General features: G+C 44.4%; 25 protein-coding genes. 18 read left to right on the forward strand and 7 right to left on the reverse strand.

Annotation, left to right across the window (positions count from 1 at the left end):
* Positions 1-11: 11 nt before the first annotated feature.
* From DXA54_RS16525 to DXA54_RS16545, 5 genes are all read left to right on the forward strand, one after another.
* Positions 12-314 (forward strand): hypothetical protein, encoded by a 303-nt coding sequence (locus tag DXA54_RS16525; RefSeq protein WP_007215944.1) that lies wholly within the window; start codon positions 12-14, stop codon positions 312-314.
* Positions 298-555: a hypothetical protein gene (locus DXA54_RS16530; protein ID WP_120080082.1), complete on the forward strand. Its 258-nt coding sequence runs from the start codon at positions 298-300 to the stop codon at positions 553-555. Before DXA54_RS16525 ends, DXA54_RS16530 begins: the two co-directional genes overlap by 17 nt.
* A gap of 788 nt (positions 556-1,343) precedes the next feature.
* Positions 1,344-1,727 (forward strand): single-stranded DNA-binding protein, encoded by a 384-nt coding sequence (locus DXA54_RS16535; protein ID WP_005807219.1) that lies wholly within the window; start codon positions 1,344-1,346, stop codon positions 1,725-1,727.
* A 355-nt stretch (positions 1,728-2,082) separates the two neighbouring features.
* The gene (locus DXA54_RS16540; protein WP_005807217.1) at positions 2,083-2,397 is read left to right on the forward strand and encodes a hypothetical protein; all 315 of its coding nucleotides are present in this window, start codon (positions 2,083-2,085) and stop codon (positions 2,395-2,397) included.
* 28 nt (positions 2,398-2,425) lie between these two features.
* Positions 2,426-2,707: an LPD11 domain-containing protein gene (locus tag DXA54_RS16545; protein ID WP_005807216.1), complete on the forward strand. Its 282-nt coding sequence runs from the start codon at positions 2,426-2,428 to the stop codon at positions 2,705-2,707.
* Positions 2,708-3,062: 355 nt separating this feature from the next.
* Here the strand turns inward: DXA54_RS16545 and DXA54_RS16550 are convergent, their stop codons facing one another.
* Complete coding sequence (locus tag DXA54_RS16550; protein WP_008781633.1) at positions 3,063-3,677, reverse strand: recombinase family protein; 615 nt, start codon at positions 3,675-3,677, stop codon at positions 3,063-3,065.
* A 238-nt stretch (positions 3,678-3,915) separates the two neighbouring features.
* Here DXA54_RS16550 and DXA54_RS16560 point away from each other — a divergent pair, with 238 nt between their 5' ends.
* From DXA54_RS16560 to DXA54_RS16590, 7 genes are all read left to right on the forward strand, one after another.
* Complete coding sequence (locus DXA54_RS16560) at positions 3,916-4,956, forward strand: hypothetical protein (RefSeq protein ID WP_120080084.1); 1,041 nt, start codon at positions 3,916-3,918, stop codon at positions 4,954-4,956.
* 18 nt (positions 4,957-4,974) lie between these two features.
* A complete protein-coding gene (locus tag DXA54_RS16565) occupies positions 4,975-5,421 on the forward strand; it encodes a hypothetical protein (RefSeq protein WP_005815981.1) in 447 nt (148 codons plus the stop codon).
* 13 nt (positions 5,422-5,434) lie between these two features.
* Positions 5,435-5,836: a hypothetical protein gene (locus DXA54_RS16570; RefSeq protein ID WP_005807212.1), complete on the forward strand. Its 402-nt coding sequence runs from the start codon at positions 5,435-5,437 to the stop codon at positions 5,834-5,836.
* A 74-nt stretch (positions 5,837-5,910) separates the two neighbouring features.
* A complete protein-coding gene (locus tag DXA54_RS16575; RefSeq protein WP_225678910.1) occupies positions 5,911-6,405 on the forward strand; it encodes a hypothetical protein in 495 nt (164 codons plus the stop codon).
* Between the two features lies 1 nt (position 6,406).
* On the forward strand, positions 6,407-7,252 hold the full coding sequence (locus tag DXA54_RS16580) for a hypothetical protein (RefSeq protein ID WP_005807210.1): 846 nt from the start codon (positions 6,407-6,409) through the stop codon (positions 7,250-7,252).
* 219 nt (positions 7,253-7,471) lie between these two features.
* Positions 7,472-8,929, forward strand: coding sequence for a MobV family relaxase (gene mobV, locus DXA54_RS16585; protein ID WP_032529487.1), 1,458 nt, complete (start codon positions 7,472-7,474; stop codon positions 8,927-8,929).
* A gap of 52 nt (positions 8,930-8,981) precedes the next feature.
* The gene (locus DXA54_RS16590) at positions 8,982-10,406 is read left to right on the forward strand and encodes an OmpA family protein (protein WP_120080086.1); all 1,425 of its coding nucleotides are present in this window, start codon (positions 8,982-8,984) and stop codon (positions 10,404-10,406) included.
* A 93-nt stretch (positions 10,407-10,499) separates the two neighbouring features.
* On the opposite strand, the gene DXA54_RS16595 is transcribed toward DXA54_RS16590, so the two are convergent.
* On the reverse strand, positions 10,500-10,673 hold the full coding sequence (locus tag DXA54_RS16595; protein ID WP_005807207.1) for a histone H1: 174 nt from the start codon (positions 10,671-10,673) through the stop codon (positions 10,500-10,502).
* Positions 10,674-10,751: 78 nt separating this feature from the next.
* Positions 10,752-12,005, reverse strand: a complete 1,254-nt coding sequence (locus DXA54_RS16600; RefSeq protein WP_133304691.1) for a pepsin/retropepsin-like aspartic protease family protein — start codon at positions 12,003-12,005, stop codon at positions 10,752-10,754.
* A 410-nt stretch (positions 12,006-12,415) separates the two neighbouring features.
* Here DXA54_RS16600 and DXA54_RS16610 point away from each other — a divergent pair, with 410 nt between their 5' ends.
* The 6 genes from DXA54_RS16610 (at position 12,416) to DXA54_RS16640 (ending at position 15,965) form a co-directional block, all read left to right on the forward strand.
* Positions 12,416-12,997: a hypothetical protein gene (locus DXA54_RS16610; protein WP_005807206.1), complete on the forward strand. Its 582-nt coding sequence runs from the start codon at positions 12,416-12,418 to the stop codon at positions 12,995-12,997.
* 426 nt (positions 12,998-13,423) lie between these two features.
* Positions 13,424-13,909 (forward strand): hypothetical protein, encoded by a 486-nt coding sequence (locus DXA54_RS16620; RefSeq protein ID WP_005807200.1) that lies wholly within the window; start codon positions 13,424-13,426, stop codon positions 13,907-13,909.
* Between the two features lie 85 nt (positions 13,910-13,994).
* A complete protein-coding gene (locus DXA54_RS16625; protein ID WP_005815990.1) occupies positions 13,995-14,189 on the forward strand; it encodes a hypothetical protein in 195 nt (64 codons plus the stop codon).
* A gap of 52 nt (positions 14,190-14,241) precedes the next feature.
* Positions 14,242-14,532, forward strand: coding sequence for a hypothetical protein (locus DXA54_RS16630; protein ID WP_117991239.1), 291 nt, complete (start codon positions 14,242-14,244; stop codon positions 14,530-14,532).
* Positions 14,533-14,724: 192 nt separating this feature from the next.
* Positions 14,725-15,162, forward strand: coding sequence for a DUF2867 domain-containing protein (locus tag DXA54_RS16635; RefSeq protein ID WP_068690227.1), 438 nt, complete (start codon positions 14,725-14,727; stop codon positions 15,160-15,162).
* Between the two features lie 41 nt (positions 15,163-15,203).
* Complete coding sequence (locus DXA54_RS16640; protein WP_021891532.1) at positions 15,204-15,965, forward strand: class I SAM-dependent methyltransferase; 762 nt, start codon at positions 15,204-15,206, stop codon at positions 15,963-15,965.
* A 120-nt stretch (positions 15,966-16,085) separates the two neighbouring features.
* Here the strand turns inward: DXA54_RS16640 and DXA54_RS16645 are convergent, their stop codons facing one another.
* From DXA54_RS16645 to DXA54_RS16660, 4 genes are all read right to left on the reverse strand, one after another.
* On the reverse strand, positions 16,086-17,774 hold the full coding sequence (locus DXA54_RS16645) for a zincin-like metallopeptidase domain-containing protein (protein WP_117707123.1): 1,689 nt from the start codon (positions 17,772-17,774) through the stop codon (positions 16,086-16,088).
* Between the two features lie 5 nt (positions 17,775-17,779).
* Complete coding sequence (locus tag DXA54_RS16650) at positions 17,780-18,391, reverse strand: hypothetical protein (RefSeq protein ID WP_007215964.1); 612 nt, start codon at positions 18,389-18,391, stop codon at positions 17,780-17,782.
* A 79-nt stretch (positions 18,392-18,470) separates the two neighbouring features.
* Complete coding sequence (locus DXA54_RS16655) at positions 18,471-18,662, reverse strand: hypothetical protein (RefSeq protein WP_005815998.1); 192 nt, start codon at positions 18,660-18,662, stop codon at positions 18,471-18,473.
* Positions 18,659-20,209 (reverse strand): glucosaminidase domain-containing protein, encoded by a 1,551-nt coding sequence (locus tag DXA54_RS16660; RefSeq protein WP_120080090.1) that lies wholly within the window; start codon positions 20,207-20,209, stop codon positions 18,659-18,661. The genes DXA54_RS16655 and DXA54_RS16660 overlap by 4 nt, the downstream gene beginning before the upstream one ends.
* Between the last annotated feature and the right edge of the window lie 2 nt (positions 20,210-20,211).

Below are 20,211 nucleotides of genomic sequence, written 5' to 3' on the forward strand. Positions count from 1 at the left end.
ATACATGGCTTATGGGAAAATTTGAATTTTATCAAGACTGTAAAGTCACAAGTTGGGAAAGAGACTATTTCACTGTGGAAGCCAACAGTTATGAGGAAGCAGAGGCAATCGTCCGGTCCTGGCGTTGCAAAGATGTTTCGAATATCATTGACAGCCGTCTTTCTCATGGAAGAAGTGAGGCTTTGCGTGATACTTCCGAGCTTTTGTTTCCCGAAGAAAACGATGGTTACTCGACTATTGAGATTTTCAACCAGGAAGGAGAATCTATCATGACTAATGCACTAAACGAAGACAATTATGAACGTAACGATTGAACACCCTTTTTGCCCTTACTGCAGCGAAGTGACAAATCTATATTTCAGAATCATTAACACGCTTCTTTTTTCAAAAGACGAAAACGAACTTCGCACAAGCATGGAGAGTCTAAAGAAAGAGACCCGGCTTGACGAGTATTTCACGTTCGGCTATGGGGCACACCATCTTTGGATATGCCAACGAAAACCGAGCAACAAAAACAAAATCTTTCCACACCGCATCATGATGATCCAATTCTGACATGGAGCCTCTGTACTATACGGACTGGAGTTGAATATTCAGTTCCAGCCCGTAACTTCATTTACCGCAATAACCTTTTATATCCAAAACTTCATTGAGACACAGATGGCCATTGGCCGGACAATGATTTTTGCAGGATTATCCATTTATATTCTCTTTTGGCTGCGCCATATCCCTTTATAAAATAGAAGCTGAAACTCGCATAACGCGCCCGTTCCGCTTTGTCTCCCAATCGGGCTTCAGCCCTTTTTCCATTTTGCCTTCTTTTCCCTCATTTCTCTTGCCGGATAAAGGCTGCAACACCGATACGCCAGCACCCCTTTGCCAATTCTTCGTCTTACGGCCTTTCCCACGCCGCAGCTTATACGCTTACTGCCTGTACGGCATATCATCCTTGCCGCTTCAAATCATGAGACATTGTGCTGTTTACCGCCAGAAGCTCTTCTTCCTATGCCAGCCGAGAGTTGAAACCAATTCGTGCCCATTGACAGCACCGTCCGTCTTTATTATTCCTTTAACCAGTTGCCAATTGTTTTTCCTCTTCTTTTTCGTGACTGCTTTCTATTGAAGTCGCCATATCGTTTTTCGTTGCAAAGTTAGTATGCAGCCGGGCGCGACCCATGGTCTTGACCAATGGCGTAACAGTACAAATCTTCCTTTATCAAGCCTCCGGTTTGGGAGAACCCCAAAATAAAGAGTATTTATACGTTATCCTTGGTGCATCCCTTTACTGCACCTACTTTTTATGCACCGTAAAACTGATTTATTAACTTCAAAAAGCAATCGAAATGAAAAAGTACGAGAACAATTTCGCAGTAACCGGTTATGTCGCAAAAGACGCCGAGGTTTATCAATTCACCAACACAAGTGTCGCACGTTTCCCTCTGGCTGTTGCCCGCCAGGAGAAGATCGGCGAAGAAACCAAGCGCATATCCGCTTTCATGAACATTGAAGCGTGGCGCAAGAATGAAAATTCCGGGTCGTTTGACCAGCTTACCAAAGGTACGCTGCTGACCGTGGAAGGCTACTTCAAGCCTGAAGAATGGACTGACAAAGATGGAGTGCAGCACAACCGCATCGTGACGGTTGCAGTCAAATTCTATCCGGCTGTCGAGAAGGAGGAAGAAGTTCCTTCGAAACCGGCAAAAGAAGCGAAAAAGGGCAAGAAGTAATCCCTGTTTTCCTGACAAAGCGGCTTTCGGGCCGCTTTTGTTATGCTCGAAGCCTTCCGTAATATAGCCTTTTGTATTTCACGTTTTCCCCTTTTATTGCAATGCCTGAAATTCCCTACACGCCTATTTCGAAAGCCCGGTTATTTATTCTGCAAAGTTTGATTGCCGGTTGTTTGTCCTGTCAAGGAACGCTTATGCTTGCTGCTGAAAAATCTTCCTTTCCGACATGTCGGAAAGAGTATTTTTCGCATCCTCCTTGCCTGACAGACCGCCAATCTTGTGGGCAGAAAAATAATCAACCTTCCGATACAGGATGTATCAGAGGGAAATAAAAACAACTAAAAATTTTAATGATATGACATTCAGAGCATTTATGGCAGAGAACGGGTATAACGTACAGACTACTTTTTGGGAAGATTTTTCAGCGGCCGACATTTTCGGGTTATCGGCTATTCAGGACACTTTCAACCGTGCCTTTGAAGAGTGGAAAGGCAACTGCAAGTACCTTACGGAATTGGTGTTGGTATTGAATCACAAGATATGGCAGCACTATAAAACGAAACCGAATGTGGCGGCGTTGTATGATGCACTCTGGAGACAGGCAGACCAGTATGCGGTTGAGAATCTGAAGGACGAAGAGTTAAGCTATTATTATGACGTAACGGACTGATTGTATAACAAGTTAATGTAAATTGAGTATGAACACGAATAACAAGCCAAGCACAGCAGGAAGGACAACGGCTGATGATATATTGCAACGAGACGCACGGTTCAGATATATGCTGTTAGCCAGGATGCAGTCAGATTGTGAGTATTATTTGGATTACGGAGGCAGAGACCCCAAACGCCTGTGGGCAGGTGATGAAGAACGGCAAATCGATTTAATGATAAAGTTGCACGACAGCTTCAAGGAAGGAGAAAAGCCGCAGTGGCTGACAATGGACAAGATTTTGGAATACAAAAAGGAAATGAATAAATGACACCAAGCCCCCTAAAAGTCAAGCAAAACCTTTGGGGGGCTTATATTGATATAACGAGGACGCTATTCATGACGCAGTTTTCCTCTTTTAGTTTTCCTTTTTTACTGTTCCCTTGCGTGAAAGTTGGCAGCAATGATTATTTATCATGACGGAAGCTGCTTTTGCTGAATCCGCCGAATATGCCCTTCACGATTTTGCAAAAGACATAAAGTACCAATACTACGACTATAATTTCTCCCATATCCTTTTTTATATTTAGCGTTACAAATTTCCAATAAGGGTCAGAGGCTTCCCTAAATATACTTAAACTGACAGGCAAATCCTTCACTAATATGGCATCGGTTGCCTTGACTTCCTATTTCCGATTTCCAGGTACGCGGCCAGGTTTCCTGCTGAGTGCCACATTGTACTTGCCTAAAATTTGGTACACAGTACTTTTGCTCTTGACATTGCAATGCGCCATGATTTCATTGACTGAATACCCGTTGTTGTACATGTCCACAGCTATTTTATCCCGCTCGGTCTTGCTCAACATTTTGCTCGTCTTCACCGGTACACTGATACTCTGTTGCAGGCGTATCACCCGGTCAGATGACTTGCGTAATACAGCCACTTCTTCCGGAAGAGATCCGAACATGGTCAGCACCTCCGCCGCCGTCGTGTCCGGAAACAATTCACCACGGGAGTCAATCTTGTCATGGATGGAAATAATGCGGACCACTTTGATCCGGCATAACTCTATCAATGCGGCCAACTCCCTCAAACCGCGCACGGCGTTACTGAATTTCGAGACAACCAGTTCGTCCCCTCTCTCAAGATTTGTCATGAGCTGTTTCCAGCGAGGTCTGAGCGTCTCGTGCTGGACTGATTCCTCTATCACTTGTACACAACCGTACTGGCACATCCATTCCTTGTCCGCATCATATTCATCATACGAATTTGCCTTAAATATATAACCAACTTTTGCCATGTCAATATCCAATACAAATGATAACAAGTGCAAATATACAAGTTTTATTTGAGTGGCCAAATCAAACCATTATAAAAATCGAACTATTTATTTTTTCGTCCTTTTTCCTTTCACTTGTTTTCATTGATAATCATACTATTAAGTACGATATTGAAAAATGCACAAAATACAGTTCCAATGGTATTAAGTATAGAAAATTATATATAGTTTTGCGTGAAATAGTACGAAAACATATAGTATGAAAATTCAAAAAACGAACCTTAAAGCATCAAGTTTTTTACACATGATAGCTGCCGCTTCAATCACGGTATGCATGTTCACATCATGTAATGGCGGATTGACTGAACAGTCCGAAAGCGATCCTGCCGGTACATACAGAAATTATCTGCTCGAAGTAAGGAAGATGAAATCTATTTCATTTGAAGAGCTGTCAGAAAACCTTTGCCAATGGCAAGCCATAAGAGATTCCGTTTTTAACCATGTCCGGCAGGACACGGTTGGGACTCATGGTCAAGACATTCGTAAAACATGCGAAGGCATACATGATTCCCTACGCCTGGAGTTCTCGCGTCTGGCTTTGTCAAGGCCACGTTCCTATCAGGAGTTATTCCTATTGAAAAGAAAACTTTCATCTAATGACAAAGACAATGGATTAATCCGGACCGTGGAAAAGATCCGTCCATTCTTTGAGTCATTAGATAAACGCCCAATCCATAAGGGAGACAGGAAGCAAATCATTTCGGATTATCGTACTTTGCTGGCCAACACTCTCCGAAATGGCATACACGGGACAGATGACATGACAGAGTTCATCGGAAAAGAGGATGCTATTTTTCGGGCGTTCTTGCCATATCTGTGCAGCATTGGTGATGAAGACATTTCCGATATAACGCGTGATACGGAAAAATGCTGTTTGCAGATTTTGTTTGCCGCCGAACGTAAAGAGATACCTCACCAGGATGCCCTCGTTTACCTGGCCATGCGAACCAATCGCAGACTGATACTTAATACCGGAACCTGCATCAATGACATTCATAATCAAAAGGTCCAAACAAAAGCACAAGCCTACGCATATATCTGGATGCTTATGCGCCCATACGTTTCTATGGACAGTTTCCACCTGTCGATGCTTTCTTCCAAAGACCAGGAACAGCTTGAACGGTTTGCCGTACAGACTCCGGCCATATTTGAGACTTTGTGCCGAATCTTGAACTCGGGAGACAACCGCCTGGATGAATTACCCGGAATGCTTATGGAGATTTACATTCACACGCTATAAACATAAAATCAAATGAATATGCTACGACACTTTCTGAAAGACTTTATGACGTTTGTCCCCCTTCAGTTGCCACAGCTGCTCGATGTAACCACTATGGAGGAGCCGCAGTTTTACGGGGACTATGTCCTGCTGACTTTTCCATTGCATGATCCTTATGACCTGGAAGAAGTGATGGATATGCTGGAGGATGATATGGAACTGATTGTGCTTTATCATCACATTCCTATGCAAGACGAACCGTTCGGCCATAGTACATGCGCTTACTCCAATCCATCTTTCGGCCAAATGTTCAAGGTGAACGCAAAGACTGATTCCGATGGCAAGGTCCATACCGTCCTTGTAACCATATATGATTCACTTGAACAAATGTACGGGGATCTCTGCCTTGACTTGCAACTCCATTCTAAAAGCGGAAAGCTGAAATACCAGAAGAACAAGGAGGACATACTTATTGACTTTTTATAAAAACAACATCATCATGAGAAATACATTATACAGGCAGATGGTCTATTGGATCAATGCCCACCGAACATGGATAGAGGTCGCAGACGACAACCTCTATAAAGAACATATCATCTCAAGAAGTGACAGGACGGACTACCTTGTCTCCCGAACTTTGGTCCTGCGGGCGTTCAAGACAAACGGAACATACCTCGAAGGTACCACATGGGCCATCCCTGAACATGAACTGAACAAAGCTTTGGCTATCTATCGCAAACAGGACCGGTCATTCAAGCAGCGAATCAAAAAAGCTGCAATGAACCTCACGGCCGTGGATGCCGAAACCATTATCCGCTTGGCAACTTATGATATTGTCCACTTGGAACTCAGAGCAACACCTATACACGTACCCGAAAAACCATATTACTTATGTTACTGAAAATATTGCAACTCATCTTTTGCGTGACCCCTCTTGTACTGTCATTGATATTGTACAAAAAGCCATACCGGTTTATGGCAAAGTTTCACGCTTCCATGAAACAAAACATCAGAGCCCGCAAACTTTATACACGGGTGATTCTGTTCCTGCTACTGCTTTTCCACTATGTCTATGCAAGTGGACATGCTGGTGAATTCGGCATCCTGGTATCAACCGTTATCTGTGCCGCTATGTTCTCGTTCAAGCTGGCGGACAGGTGTCTGAGCCGTTTGCATGATTCCATGGGTCTGTTTGCCGGCATCAGTGCTATAACATTGGTCAGCTGCTTTGAACCGTATCTGTACACTACTACCGTAACTGCGTACTATATTCTTTTGGCAGCCCTGTTCTATCCCTCTGCTCCGGTCACAGCCGAATGCGATGATGAAGAAAAGGCTGAAGGAACGACAACGCATCCTGAAACGATATCCGAAAAGAAACACGATAATCATCACGCGATGGTGTCTTTGAAGCGGACAAAGGCAGCATTTCAGAAACTCCGCACTGTAATAATCATTAAAACAAAGTAAAATGGAAAATAGTCAAGAGAATACGACCTTTATATTGGCAGATGTCAAGGTGTTCGATTTCCTGAAGGAGAAAGCCGGAGACCGTAAAACGAAGACGGAAGCGTATTGGGACCTGCTGGACAGATCAATGGCAGGTTTTGTTTCTCCATTTGTAAGAAAAGTGGAGCGAAAACTTCTTCCCAACCAATGTCATGTGACAATCTCCGATCTTGCGGAATTCTGGCATTGGCATCGTGCCACTGTCCGAACCTTTCTGGATGCTCTGGAATCTTTCGGGCTACTTGAACGCACAAAACTTAATAAAAGCGTCATCATCACCATGACCGTGCAGTCTGGAAAAAATGCAATAGCCGGAACTGAACAGGAAGAGCCGGACTTTGCCACACGAATCGGCAGTATATTGTCCGAATGGGTCATCGGCAAAAAGACATCGGAGGATGCCGGTCATTCATGTGGTCAGGCTCTTTGCCAGGCATTAGCCGCCATTGCCGGTAAAGATAATTCTCAGGCTTCCGGCAACGGCACCGATACGGTATCGGCAGAAGTCGTCAGACAGGAAGAAAAACTAAGGGAAACAATATTAGAGTGTATTGCCAATGCCGCTCTCCAGCGTGTGTTGCGTAAGTCAAGATTCGATAACAGTTCACAACTGTCGCAGTTCTTCACCCTTGACCTCGGCGGTGAATGGGGCGCGTTTATCGAGACCGCCAAAGAGCTTGCGGAGCTTGTATTTAATCCCGAAACATCCGGCGCAGGTGTTGATATGGACAGGAACAAAGAACTCCTTAAATCGTTCCGTATTCCCTTTTTATCGCTTGCGGCAAAAGCCCAGACATTGTCGGACTGAACCGGGAAACGAAAATGAATTGTATAACCAGGAACAATCCATCCCTATCTCAGTCCTGACATCCTTCCAGTTTTATGAGGCAAGTGGGCTTGCCCACATGCCACGAAACAGAGGGAGTGGGTAGCCTAATACCCCTGCCGACTAACGTCGCAGGGAGGCATGTCCGAACAAGCAGCAAGCTGGGACATGATGGATTGTACAAAACAACACGGAAACAATATGGCAAATGCAAAACAGGTACTTGACGTACATGTATCCAAAGGGATAACAGTGGCTCAGAGTAATGAACATATGCGCAATTGGACAGAGAAAGGTTGGAAAAGGGCAACTGACCTTGGTAATTATGACCCGACACGTGAACACCTGAATTTTGAAGTCGTATCAGGAGGTAAGATCCGTCCTATCGACAAAGGCCGGAGCATTCCTGAGCGAATGGCTGAACTGTTGCATAAACGAGGCATAAAGGATCCCAATGAAGGTTTGGAAGAACCGAGATTCCGTACAGTCGTAAATATCATTTTTGGGGGCTCTCGCACACGGATGCAGGAACTCGCATTTGGCAAGCAGGAAGTCGATTTTGAAAAAGGTGCGGACAATAGACACATAAAAAGGAAGAGTGAGATTGAACGTTGGGCAAAGGATGTCTATTCATTTGTCTGCGGCAGATATGGTGAACAGAATATTGCCGCATTCATTGTACATCTGGATGAGTTGAATCCACATGTGCATTGTACTTTGCTGCCAATCAAAGATGGGAAGTTTGCGTACAAGGAGATATTTGCCGGTAAGGACAAATATGAATTCAGCGAGCGCATGAAACAGCTTCATACGGACTTTTATGCAGAAGTCAATAGCAAATGGGGCATGTCCAGAGGCTCAAGTGTTTCCGAAACGGGAAAGAAGCATCGCAGTACAGAAGAATACCGTCGTATGCTGTCAGAGGAATGCTCTACAATAGAAGAGAATATCAGCCGCCATCAGCAAGTCCTTTCCTCTCTCCATTCGGACATCCGGATGGCAGAGCGCAGGGTCAAGGGCTTGACTTCAATGGTGGAAAACTTGAAAAAGGAGCAGGCCGAAAAAGAAGCCCAATTGTCGGCACTCAAAAATGATATGGAAGCCCGGAAAGGTGATGCACAGACTTTATCTGCCGAGAAAGAAAAGCTCGAAAATGAGCTGGCCGCTATCCAGAATAAATTGGCAGACAAACAGGAGAAGCTACAGACCGCTGACCGACAACTTTCCGAGCTCAAGGAAAATATGGATGCCATTCAGGAGCGGACAGAAGAACTGAAGGAAGAAGCATACAAATACTCGCGTGATGTCCATTCCAAAGTGGACAGTCTGCTCAAGGATGCCATGTTGGAGAATATGGTCAATGAGTGGCGGGAAATGTCGGCACAGATGAAGCCTTCCGAACGGCAACAGTTCGATGACACGCTCCTGTGTTCCGTGGCGGAACGGGGGACGGAAGTCATGCGCTGTGCGACAATGCTGTTTCTTGGAATGGTCGATGATGCCACAACATTTGCCGAAACACATGGCGGCGGAGGTGGCGGAAATGACCTCAAGTGGGGACGTGATGAAGACGAGGACAACCGTGCCTGGGCTCTCCGGTGCATGAAGATGGCAAGTCGCATGATGCGTCCTTCCAGTGGCAAAAAAGCCAAACGATAAATGGCAGAAATGTATTACAATCAAAGTTATAACAAATAAAAATCATTTGAATATGACAAAACAAATCATTCTTATCTTTGCCGTTCTCTGCTCCGTGCAGGTACAGGCAAATTCACGATATACAGAAAGAGATACTGTACAACATGAGTTCTTCCATGATGCCACAGAACTGTTCCAACCCCTCCAACCGGTCTATCTTGACGGTGTGGTAGTGCCAAGGACCGGGAGTGGCAATTGGTTTGTCAGTGTCACCGGAGGTGCAACCGCTTTTCTCGGAACGCCTCTTGGCTGCGAAGATCTGTTCGGACGTGTGAAACCCTCGTACAACCTTGCCGTCGGAAAATGGTTTACTCCTGCCGTTGGCGCCCGCATACATTACAGCGGTTTGCAATTCAAAGATGCCGGGTTATCCACGAAAAATTACCATAGCGTCCATGCAGACCTGCTATGGAACCTGCTTGGTTATCGGTATTCCGGACAGGAGCAGACACGCTGGGGACTTGCCCCATTTGTCGGAGTCGGACTGATACACAATTCCTCCGACAAGACTTCTCCTTTCGCCTTCTCATACGGTATTCAGGGACAATATCGGATTTCAAAACGGGTAAGTGCAGTACTGGAGTTCTCGGGGACAACAACCTCACAAAAATTTGATGGCTATGGCCGAACGAACCGCCTGGGTGATCATATGGTATCACTGACAGCCGGATTCACCTTCCATCTCGGGAAAATAGGTTGGAAACGAGCTGCTGATGTCACGCATTACATCCACAGGAATGAACAGCTCATCGATTATTCCCGTGCCTTGTCCGAGAAGAACAGCCGCTATGCCGGACAACATGACCGCGACAAACGAACGCTTGCTGAACTGAAGAAGATTCTGGAAATCGAAGGTCTGCTTGATACCTACGGGCACTTGCTGGAAGATGAGAAGAATGGACAACAAGGATATCCTGTAAACAATTATAGTGGGTTGAACTCATTGCGTGCAAGACTGAAACACAGACATTGGGACGGAATATCCCCTCTCGATACGGCATTCATTCATAACAACAATAACAACAAGGACAAACAGAATCCGGATTCCCTGGTATCGAATAAATTCATAACGGCTGAAGGGCACAATCCCATGGTTGTGAATCATGTCTCGGATAGCTGTATCGGAGCTCCTGTATATTTCTTTTTCACTCTTAACACGGCCCGCCTGACAGATGTTTCACAGAAACTCAATCTGGATGAATTGGCAAGGGTCGCAAAGAAATATGACTTGCATGTAAGAGTTACCGGGGCTGCGGACAGTTCTACAGGGACATCCGGCATCAATGATTCATTGAGCCAGTCAAGAGCGGACTTTATCGTTTCGGAACTGAAACAGCGCGGCATTCCTGCAGAAAGGATCACAAAAATCAGCAGAGGTGGAATTGCCGACCATCTGCCGACCGAAGCCAACAGACACACGAAAGTTGAACTGTTTTAGCCATAGAGAATCTATTATTAACCAAAAGCCTCTCCGCTGTGAAGCGCAGAGGCTTTTTACTTGATACCTGGTATGTACGTATTCCGAAAGGAATCATTTGGAGGCTTCCAGTGATTCTTTTCTGAACTGTTTCAGAAGCTTTTCAAGTTCAAGTGACGCTTTACGGGCACGCATTCCTGCTGCCTTATTGCCTTTTTCAATCTGAAGTTTGGCATTCTCTGAAAACTGAGCGAACAATTCGCTGATCTGAGCAAATGAATTTTCCATTACTTTGTACTTTTAATTATATATTATTGCAACAAAGATAATAGCGGAATGTCTTGATGTATGATAATGATATAAAAATTATTCGATAAAAATAAGTTTCTTGTTGTTGATGCTCATTATAAGTTTTTGTCGTGATAGAATTTCATAACCCAAAAGTCCATCAATCTTGTTTGTCCAACGAGCGTTTAGATGACTGATATCACTAAATACTGTTGGCAGGTGCTTAAAGCGTTTTTTGCCAATATTCAAAGATTTTATATCACCGTTTTTTACTGTAGTTGATTCTTTTGATGCTCCATTCAATTCCGTAGTGGAAATATTTGACATTCGTTTTTCCAGTTTACTAAACATTGAGTCATCAATCAGGTTAACGGCAGCACCACAATCAATACCCATCATGAGAGTAATATCACCAATCTTTGTCTCGATAAAAGGAATGTGCGACTTTTCAGAGGTCATCTGCATCGGAACCTCATAGGTCTTATATCTCATTTCCTTTATATAATTTTCTGTTTTATCACTCTTGATTAATGTCAATGTTTTCCCTTCATAATCGAATAGCCAATCGTAGTCCTTTAGCACTTGATAACCAATTAATCCATATATTTCTCGATCTTTTGACAAGTGAGAAATGTCTGACATTACAAAGTCTGTATTTTCAGCACGAATCCCATGAAAATTGAAAGTGTTGACACGAAAAACATCTTGACCCGAAATTCCAGAACTTACGCCTTGTGCACTGCTTATTGAGTTTACTGTATCATTAGTGTTGGAAAAATATTTACTGTTCAGGTAAAGACTCGGCGCACCACTATCTAAGATAAAATCACGTTCAATACCATTCAATTCTGCCTTAACAAAAATAAGTCCGTCAGATATTTCCATTGGTACTGTAATAACATCATCGGATGGAGTTTCAAAATCTTTTTTCATATCTACCTTTTTAACTTGTACGGGTAGCAGATCCATCTGTTTTATCTGATTGTCACTATTAAAGATAAAGGTTGCTTCTTTATGCCCCAGTCGTTTGCTGTAATTGAAGTCATATACTAAAGTCAAAGTCGCATCTGCTTGCCGTTCGTCTATTTTATTTATATTAGAGATATGTTCGTCTATTTGTGTTATTATTTGCGCTAAAACTTGGATAGCGATTGGACCGCTCTGACCTGCACAGACGAAATCCGGTGCAAGATGTTCATGCAGATTTTCAACCGAGTGATTGTTGACAGCGTCAACAGCAATGTTAACTATTTCCATACACCGCTGGCTATCCTGTGCTGAAACGGTATATATAGAAAAAAATGTAAAGATAAGAGCAATAAAATATTTCATAATATTCTGTTTATATGTGTTTATATGCGAATATATAAATATTTCTACAGTTGTAACAGTATTCAATTATAATTTAACGGCATATTGTCATATATATTGCCTTTTCTATATTCAATAAATTGATATTCTCTCTCATCACCGGCTTTCCTTGCCGGAGAGATTTCATATGCAAAGGTACAGCGACGGACGGTCGCCAAGTACCGCTGTGCTAACGGCTCCCGGATCTTCACGGCAGCCTTCCACAAATCGAAGATTTGGGTATTCCGCTTTATCCTGTCACTGTTTACTTGTCTTGTTCGTCCTATGCTCGCTGTCTGTCCTGCATAAAAATCATTCCCCTACAAGAAGCCGGAAGAGCTTCGATAAGAGGGAAAACAAAAACAATGTTCAACAATTAAATTATTACGATTATGCCGAATTGGTGCAGTACTGCGTATGTGATAGATGGCGACGCAAAAGAAGTGAAGCAACTGTATGAGTTGATGAAAGGACTGGAAGAACGTAAGACACCTTCAGTAGAAAACGGATTTGGGACTACTTGGCTGGGATGTCTCGTGGATGCTTTGGGTAAGGATTGGAACGATGTACGTTGCCGTGGCTCTTGGAACGGACTTGAAATGGACGGTGATGTATTGAAGTTTTCAACAGAAACAGCGTGGGCCCCATGCAGTGAGACATTTGACCTTGTGAGGGAAGCGTTCCCCAATCTTCGCTATTACTTTCAGGCGGAAGAGCCAGGCATGGAAGTATATGAAACAAACGATGAATTTGGTACATATTTCAGTGACAGGTTCTTCTTGGACGCATGTTCCCCAGAGGAAGAGTATCTCAGTGAATATTTCGAGACCCAAGAAGATGCGTTCGCTTGGCTTGAAGAAAAATGCGGAGAGCCGATAAAGTCAGCAGAGGATGTCAAGGCACTTGACGAACGCTGGCAAAGCAAGAGCGAAGATGCCTTCTGCTACCTGCATGAATTTCAAATAGTAAACTAATTCAATCCGACATCAGCAAATGATTCCCGAGCATTATTTGTTCGGGAGTCTTTTCTATGCTTTTATAGACAGCCTGTTTTACAAAACTGCGCTGGAGGTGCATACCCTTTATATTCGGCCAGGTTATTCCTCTTGTAAGAAATATATGATTTCCTACCTGCCGGCACTTTCTTGTCGGAGAGATTTTATATGCGAAGGTACAGCGACGGACGGTCGCCAAGTACCGCTATGCTAACGGTTCCCGGATATTCACGGCAGCCTTCCGCAAATCATAGATTTGGGTATTCCGCTTTATCCTGTCCACTGTTTACTTGTCTTGTTCGTCCTATGCTCGCTGTCTGTCCTGCATAAAAATCATTCCCTGACAAGAAGGCCGAAAGGCTTCAAGAAAAGGGAAATAAAAACAACAACTTAAAATTCAGAATTATGCACAGCAGAGTTTTTCAAATTTCAACAACGCAGATAGACAAGGAAAACTATCTGAACGAAGACACCCTCAATCAGGGCGACAACAGTTTTTACGATTATTGTGCCGACATCAGCGATGAAGAGCGCAAGGAAGAGATAACCAATTTAGTCAATTCCATCCTGCCGAAAGGAATGTTCGAACTTGTATCGGAAGACACGATACGTTATACAGGTGATGGCATGGAACAATGGAAAGAGAAGTATGTTGCAGAAATCCGGAAGAAAGCGGACGCCATTACTGTCGAAAATATGTTTGAGTGGAGTTCTACATATTACCTCAAGCAGGCAATAGATAATCCGCTGGATACCGGCTATCATTTTTATCTGAATGGAGACGGATGCCAGTCATTTGCCGAGCCATCCTTTGAGTTCATGCTGTTTGTCAGCTCTCTTGAACCCGGCACTTTGCTCTATGTCGGAGGCGTCATTGATTATCACTTCTGACGGTATATGTCGTATAGCCACCCGCTACCATGCGGGTGGTTTCACCCAACTCATTTAATGAAGTACAGCAATCGAAAGTATTACAATGAAGACAAAAACACTCCATAGTCAGGATGCAAAAAAAGTTGGCATCAGCAGTTTTCCCAATTTTCACAAGTCAGGAAGCATCAGTGGAATGAAAAAAGCCTATTATGGACGGGACGCCCTGCTTGTGCGTTGTGGCAGTTATATTTACAATGTGTCAAGTGCCCCTGAAATATACTACAAAGTAGCACATTAGTATTTTAGTAAAGTAGTAAAATAGTAGAATAGTAAATAAGTAAAATAGTAACATGAAGACTTGCAGAAAAGATTTTCAAGGCAGGAAAAGCACAGCGGTTCTTAAATTGCTTTGCCGTAATATAGCTGCCGGACGTTTTAACTGGCGGAGATACTGTACGCCTCAGACTTATTTCGGTCAGGAGATTTGCGTTACACCATTGCACTGTTCCTATGGCCAAATCGGCTACACCGTGCATTTCCCTTACTCCAACATGCCGGAAGTGGAATATGATTGGGAAATGGGGAAATTGACAATAGATGAAGAAAACTGGAAAGAATATTTCCAACATAGCGAACAATGACAAGGGGCTGGCATCACACCAGCCCCAAATCCTTTTCTCAATCGTTGTATTCCTCTTATAGCTTTTTCTTGGCTTTTCTATATTGCTTATCTTGTTAATTGTCCCTCAAAAAGGACGCAATATCATAAATTATAGCGAACTTTGTAATTAAACGGTGAAAATCAAAAATGTAAACTGTTGAGATAATGAATTATGAGAAACAATAAGAGTTACAATTATACAGATGAGTTTAGTGATATAGTCCATACTGCAAGATTTATAAATGCTGCAGAGTTGTCTGGGCTGTTCTTTTCTGCACCAAAGTGGATAACCCTATTGATGAAAATTCGTAATGCCATTATGAAGCCTTTTGGACTAAAAAGAGGAAAAGATTTATCGGATTTGGTGCATATTGAGACTGAGAATTTGGCAACTATAAGCAAAAATGACAAGCATCTTGATTTGGAAATTGCTTTTATGACTGGGCGTGTGGAATGTGACAGTCAACGCATATCTGTAAGTACAAAAGTCAGATTCCATAATCGTTTTGGAAAATGTTATTTTGCCATAATCAAACCGTTCCACAATTTAATTTGCAAAACACTCTTGCTACGAGCAAAAAACAACATTGAAAAATCTGTTTGCAGATAAGCATTATAATGCACCTGCAATCAATAAAGAAATCAAGGAATATGAATACAGATTATAAAGTCGGAGATTTTATCTATGATGCAGATATTTATGATGGACTGAATAAATTTCTGTCCGATTTAGAGTTTTACAAAAAATGGTTACCCAAAAATAAAGAGGCCAAAATACTTGAACTTTGCTGTGGAACGGGAAGACTTACGATTCCAATAGCAAAGGATGGCTATGACATTAAGGGCGTTGATTATACTTCATCCATGCTTGAACGGGCAAAGGAAAAAGCGCTTCAAGCCGGATTAAAAATAGATTTCATTGAAGCGGATATAAGAGAACTAAACTTGGGAGAGAAATTCGATCTTATTTTTATTCCTTTCAATTCTATTCATCATCTGTATAAAAATGAAGATTTGTTTGAGGCGTTGAACACTGTAAAAAAACACCTGAAAGATAACGGTTTGTTTTTATTGGACTGCTTCAATCCCAATATCCAATATATTGTCGAAAACGAACGGGAACAACATGTTATGGCTGAATATACTACAAATGATGGAAGAAGTGTATTGATAAGACAAAGTATGCATTACGAAAGTGCATCTCAAATCAATCGTATAAAGTGGCAGTATTTTATTGACGGTGCATTTCACTCAGTCCAGAATATGGACATGAGACTGTTCTTTCCACAAGAGTTAAATTCATATCTTCATCAAGCGGGATTTAATGTTGTCCATAAATTCGGTGATTTTACAGAGTGTGAGTTTAATGACAATTCGGAAAAACAAATATATATACTGGAACTCAAGAAGTAGTGATGAGCAATAGAATTATATCATCTAAATTAACCTGCACTGTTACGTATGTCGTAACCTGAAAATGATTATTGTATAGCAAAGGGGCTGGCATTCACACCAGCCCCAAATCCTTTTCATTCATCGTCGCATTCCACCGCTATATTCGGCCTCCTGCTGTTCCTCCCTGTATTCTTCCAGGTCGTTCAGTTGCTCATTCACGCCCTGGAGATTGGCATCCAGTGTCATGTTGTGGTCATAAGGGTAATGATGCTTCACGGTCATGCCCGCGTTGGTCATCGTCCCCACATCCAGCGAGTCCCTGTCCCTGTTGTAATTGACATGCAGCACGTCACCGTTCGGCATTTCGAAGACCGGCATCTTGTGCCGCGTCATTTCCGCAAACTGTTCTGCAGCCATCTCCCTCGCCAATGCCTTCACATCCTCGCTGGCCCTGTCAACTCCATATCTTCGGATATGGTCTCGTACTTCCTGTTCGGTGTATTTCAGCATCACGTCATAAGTTCCTCCTACACTACCGTTATACACGACAGCGAAATGCTGGTCTTCAATCAGCAGGTCATCGCCACGGTTCTGCAAAGGAGAGGCATAGGTGTACTGTTCATCCATTCCGTTCCCGTCGTAATACTCTTTCGCAAGAGTGAGCAGCCCGTTGTAGTCCCCTTTGTCTTTCAGTGCGTCAAGTCGGTTGGTATCGTCCGCCATTTGCAGATAGGCTACAGAAGCATAATATACCTTTTCCTTCGGGGTTTCCGTCCGTTCCTGATTTTCGGTCTTTTCCCTTTCTATATCCCTGGCTATCTGGTCTATTTTCTGCGTGATCATGGATGATGCCTTCTTCACGTCCATAAGTACGGTCTTAATGTACTGGGGTGACTCCTTCAGGTTATCCAGCCACGATTTCAGATACGGACAACTGTCCTCTTTTATATGTTTGGCCATTCCGTAGCGTTGGGAGATCAATGCACCGCACAATTCGGCCACAAGTTCTTCATCGCTATACTCCTTTGAACCGAAAGAGGTCGGTTGGAAACGGTTTAGCACACCTTCCGCTCCAGTCGAATGTCCCATCTCATGGAACAGTGTTCCGTAGAATGCTTCCCCGTCCTTGAACTGCACCTTCTCCGGTACGGTGATTTCATTCTTGCTAATCGAATAAAAGGCATCATCCTGATGTTTCACGTTGATGGGACATATCCATAGATTGTCGCGTATCATCCTCTCCACCGGTTCGAAGCTGAACATTTCACCTTCATGGACGAATGGACGGCCGTTTTCCTTTTCCAGCTTCTCCCACAGTTCAGGACGAGCCTCTTTCAGATTCGTCTGGGCGACGTTGAACACGCGGAATACCTGCATCTTGGGATACACGTTATACTCTTTCTTTTCGTCCTCGGACAAGTTTTTGTAATCGTCATACTTGATCTTCTCCTTGGTCTCCTTGTGGATGCAGGTAAATGTGGTCAGCATGACGGGAAACGATTTCTCGCCTTTCAGTACCGATACCCTCGGCAGTTCCTCGCCGTTCTTGCCCGGTTTGTTCAGTCTCTGCACGCAATCAAATGTGCAGAATCTCGGAATAGTGTATCCTTCCTTTTCGCAGTGCAGCATGAGCATAAGCGCATTCATACCGTTGTATTCGCGTCCGGACAGATTGCGTGGCCACTGAAGGCTGCCCTCGGTGAACCAGGGCTTCTTCCAGTCCTTGCTGATAGTCTCCAGCTTTTCAATCATCATTTCCGCAAAGAGGTCGAGAGCCTTGTCTTCGCTGTTCGGCCCATCTGTATTTTGTCTCCTGTAGCCTGCCATAACCGTTACTGATTGGAGTTAGACGAATCTGCGACACATTGTGTAAGTTCCTCTACACGGCAGGATACATTAGGCTTACCGTTATGGACAGTCAGGCCCATCTCGCCCTTGGCATCGATCTTCACACCAGGCTGGAGCCATTCTTCACGCTGCCTGTTGAAGCAGAAGAAACGTACCCATTGGTACTCAAAGCCGTCAGCGACTTTCTCCGTGCTGAATGCCGAGAACATCGTGTAGGACTGGTCTTTCTTGTCCTTCTTTTCCTCGATGTTCTTTCCGACCTTTCCACAGAAAACCATCTCTCCTTTGAGAGTATTGGCCGCATCGGCAGCCACATCGCGGATCTCGTTTGCGAAAAGGTTGAAATAGGTCCTGTCGCCCCTGTGCTTCAGGTACATCGTACCGTCAATCTCGACACGTGAGCCTTTCCTGTAGCAGGAGGCTTCCTCCTGACCGCCATCTTTGCTCACATCGATCTCGACAGGCTTTTCCTGACCGTCAGTTGCAGGAACCATTATCTGGAGAGGGAACGTAAAAAACGGTTTTCCCTCCTTGTTTGTGCGTGTAGTAGCATCGCGGTTGATAATACCGCATACAGTAACATTACATTTAATCATAACTCGTTTTGTTTTTAGAATGGTACATATCATCCGGCAAATGCTGGTTATATTGATGTTGAAGGTCTGAGAGCATATTCTAATCGGGCGCACGGATCATCGCCCAGACAAGCCATCCGGCAACGAGCAGCTGCACTCCCACGATAAGGAATGTTGCCGTCAAGCCAAACAGCTTGTAGCAGGACAGGACATACAAAGCCAGGTAGGATAATCCTGCCAGATACTTGCATAGCTGTATCATCACGCATTTTATCATATCGCCATGCTTCATCTTTTCAGATTTTCCGTTTGTCCTCGCTGCTCGGACATGCCCTGTTCGAAATTCTGTGAAGCCATTTCCGAAAGGATGGCAGTATTCAGCAATCCCGTCACGCGCATCCGCTTGGCTTCATCCGTAAGGCTACTGTTGTTCAGCACGGCCGACAGCCGGCTCAATTCTGCGGAACTCAACTCGCGCGATATATGCTGTTCGCCGTTATCCGCCTGAAGGACGGCTTTCCCGTTCTCTTTCATGGTCAGACTACAGCTTTTCATGTCAGGCAGCAGTGGTTTCAAGTCGATCTTTCCGCTATCCATGGCCCCCGAAACGGCGGCTTTCTGCTCTTCCTCGTTCTTGCTGTCAATCTGAACGGCCAGCACCATCAGTGAGGTAAAGGCCGTCATGGCCATCTCCATGACAGGGTCATTGCATCCGGACAAGCCGACGCCACTGTCCTCCGAGGACAGCAGCTTTTTCATCCAGTCTTCGGTAGAAAGAGGTTTCTCGATTTTCGGTTCTTCCGTACTACGGTATTTCGCGAGCAGGTCATTGCCGTTGTACAGCACCTGCTGCTTGATATTGCCTTTCTGCGCAATCTCGGCCAGATATGCAGCCGGGTCGATGTCACGGCGCGTCCCGTCCGAATGGATGTTCACCACCCCGAAATGCAGGTGCTCTCCCGTGGTCCGTGTCCCCGTGTTGCCCGAGGTTCCAAGGCGTTGTCCTGCCTTGACACTGTCTCCCGCCTTGACTGCGATATCGCCAAGGTGCATATAGGTACACTGCACCTTGCTTCCATCCGGGCGGCTGTATTCGACGGTTACACTCTTGCCTCCGGCAGAGTTGGCATTGCCGTTTACCGAAACGACCTTTCCGCCGTTTTCCGTGGCCAGCACCGCATCGCCTTTGCATCGTATGTCAAGCCCCTTGTGCATCTGCTGCTTTTCTTTGTCCATCGGGTCCTGACGCATTCCGAAAGCGGAAGTGACAAAGAGAAATTCCTTGCGTTCCACCGGAAATGAATAGGCTTCTGCCTTTTCTTTCTCCTGGAGAGGATTGCTTTCCAGACCGAACTGCTTGCCCTGCGCGGCCATTTCCTGCATGACCTGACGGTCGTATTTGTCCAGGCCGTTCTGCTCGATGATCTTCTGCAGAGTCCCGGCATAGTTGCCCCCGGTCGCGTAACCGGCTTTGGCTATACCTTCCGTCCATCCTTTGTAGTCATCGGGACGGAGATTGAAACATTCCGCGTAGCGGCTGTTCTCCTTAAGGAACCTCGAATGGTGTTCATAGGAGTCTCCTACGTTATCATAGCTGCAGAATTTCTCGTTCGGCTTGTCATCCGAATACAGGCTGTACCGGCCGCCTTCCGCAATCCATGACTGTGTGGCCTTGATGCCGAAATGATTGTTTTCCTTGCGGGCCAGTTCACTCTGTCCGTTGGAACTCTCAAGGATTCCTTGTGCAAGTGTTACCGAAGCGGGGATGCCATACCGGCGCATCTGCTCCATGGCGTACTCCGCATACTTGTCTGCATATTCTTTATTTTTTCCTGCCATAT

The organism is Bacteroides sp. OF03-11BH (genome assembly GCF_003604005.1).
GTDB lineage: Bacteria > Bacteroidota > Bacteroidia > Bacteroidales > Bacteroidaceae > Bacteroides > Bacteroides ovatus.

What these genes read in the sequence shown, in the direction of transcription:
- DXA54_RS16630 (WP_117991239.1), top strand. Translation starts at nt 14,242, where the DNA reads ATGAAGACTTGCAGAAAAGATTTTCAAGGCAGGAAAAGCACAGCGGTT.
- DXA54_RS16530 (WP_120080082.1), top strand. Translation starts at nt 298, where the DNA reads ATGAACGTAACGATTGAACACCCTTTTTGCCCTTACTGCAGCGAAGTG.
- DXA54_RS16550 (WP_008781633.1), bottom strand. Translation starts at nt 3,677, where the DNA reads ATGGCAAAAGTTGGTTATATATTTAAGGCAAATTCGTATGATGAATAT.
- DXA54_RS16645 (WP_117707123.1), bottom strand. Translation starts at nt 17,774, where the DNA reads ATGGCAGGCTACAGGAGACAAAATACAGATGGGCCGAACAGCGAAGAC.
- mobV (WP_032529487.1), top strand. Translation starts at nt 7,472, where the DNA reads ATGGCAAATGCAAAACAGGTACTTGACGTACATGTATCCAAAGGGATA.
- DXA54_RS16575 (WP_225678910.1), top strand. Translation starts at nt 5,911, where the DNA reads ATGGCAAAGTTTCACGCTTCCATGAAACAAAACATCAGAGCCCGCAAA.
- DXA54_RS16640 (WP_021891532.1), top strand. Translation starts at nt 15,204, where the DNA reads ATGAATACAGATTATAAAGTCGGAGATTTTATCTATGATGCAGATATT.
- DXA54_RS16535 (WP_005807219.1), top strand. Translation starts at nt 1,344, where the DNA reads ATGAAAAAGTACGAGAACAATTTCGCAGTAACCGGTTATGTCGCAAAA.
- DXA54_RS16545 (WP_005807216.1), top strand. Translation starts at nt 2,426, where the DNA reads ATGAACACGAATAACAAGCCAAGCACAGCAGGAAGGACAACGGCTGAT.
- DXA54_RS16600 (WP_133304691.1), bottom strand. Translation starts at nt 12,005, where the DNA reads ATGAAATATTTTATTGCTCTTATCTTTACATTTTTTTCTATATATACC.
- DXA54_RS16635 (WP_068690227.1), top strand. Translation starts at nt 14,725, where the DNA reads ATGAGAAACAATAAGAGTTACAATTATACAGATGAGTTTAGTGATATA.
- DXA54_RS16650 (WP_007215964.1), bottom strand. Translation starts at nt 18,391, where the DNA reads ATGATTAAATGTAATGTTACTGTATGCGGTATTATCAACCGCGATGCT.
- DXA54_RS16655 (WP_005815998.1), bottom strand. Translation starts at nt 18,662, where the DNA reads ATGAAGCATGGCGATATGATAAAATGCGTGATGATACAGCTATGCAAG.
- DXA54_RS16625 (WP_005815990.1), top strand. Translation starts at nt 13,995, where the DNA reads ATGAAGACAAAAACACTCCATAGTCAGGATGCAAAAAAAGTTGGCATC.
- DXA54_RS16560 (WP_120080084.1), top strand. Translation starts at nt 3,916, where the DNA reads ATGAAAATTCAAAAAACGAACCTTAAAGCATCAAGTTTTTTACACATG.
- DXA54_RS16580 (WP_005807210.1), top strand. Translation starts at nt 6,407, where the DNA reads ATGGAAAATAGTCAAGAGAATACGACCTTTATATTGGCAGATGTCAAG.
- DXA54_RS16610 (WP_005807206.1), top strand. Translation starts at nt 12,416, where the DNA reads ATGCCGAATTGGTGCAGTACTGCGTATGTGATAGATGGCGACGCAAAA.
- DXA54_RS16595 (WP_005807207.1), bottom strand. Translation starts at nt 10,673, where the DNA reads ATGGAAAATTCATTTGCTCAGATCAGCGAATTGTTCGCTCAGTTTTCA.
- DXA54_RS16660 (WP_120080090.1), bottom strand. Translation starts at nt 20,209, where the DNA reads ATGGCAGGAAAAAATAAAGAATATGCAGACAAGTATGCGGAGTACGCC.
- DXA54_RS16590 (WP_120080086.1), top strand. Translation starts at nt 8,982, where the DNA reads ATGACAAAACAAATCATTCTTATCTTTGCCGTTCTCTGCTCCGTGCAG.
- DXA54_RS16540 (WP_005807217.1), top strand. Translation starts at nt 2,083, where the DNA reads ATGACATTCAGAGCATTTATGGCAGAGAACGGGTATAACGTACAGACT.
- DXA54_RS16620 (WP_005807200.1), top strand. Translation starts at nt 13,424, where the DNA reads ATGCACAGCAGAGTTTTTCAAATTTCAACAACGCAGATAGACAAGGAA.
- DXA54_RS16525 (WP_007215944.1), top strand. Translation starts at nt 12, where the DNA reads ATGGGAAAATTTGAATTTTATCAAGACTGTAAAGTCACAAGTTGGGAA.
- DXA54_RS16565 (WP_005815981.1), top strand. Translation starts at nt 4,975, where the DNA reads ATGCTACGACACTTTCTGAAAGACTTTATGACGTTTGTCCCCCTTCAG.
- DXA54_RS16570 (WP_005807212.1), top strand. Translation starts at nt 5,435, where the DNA reads ATGAGAAATACATTATACAGGCAGATGGTCTATTGGATCAATGCCCAC.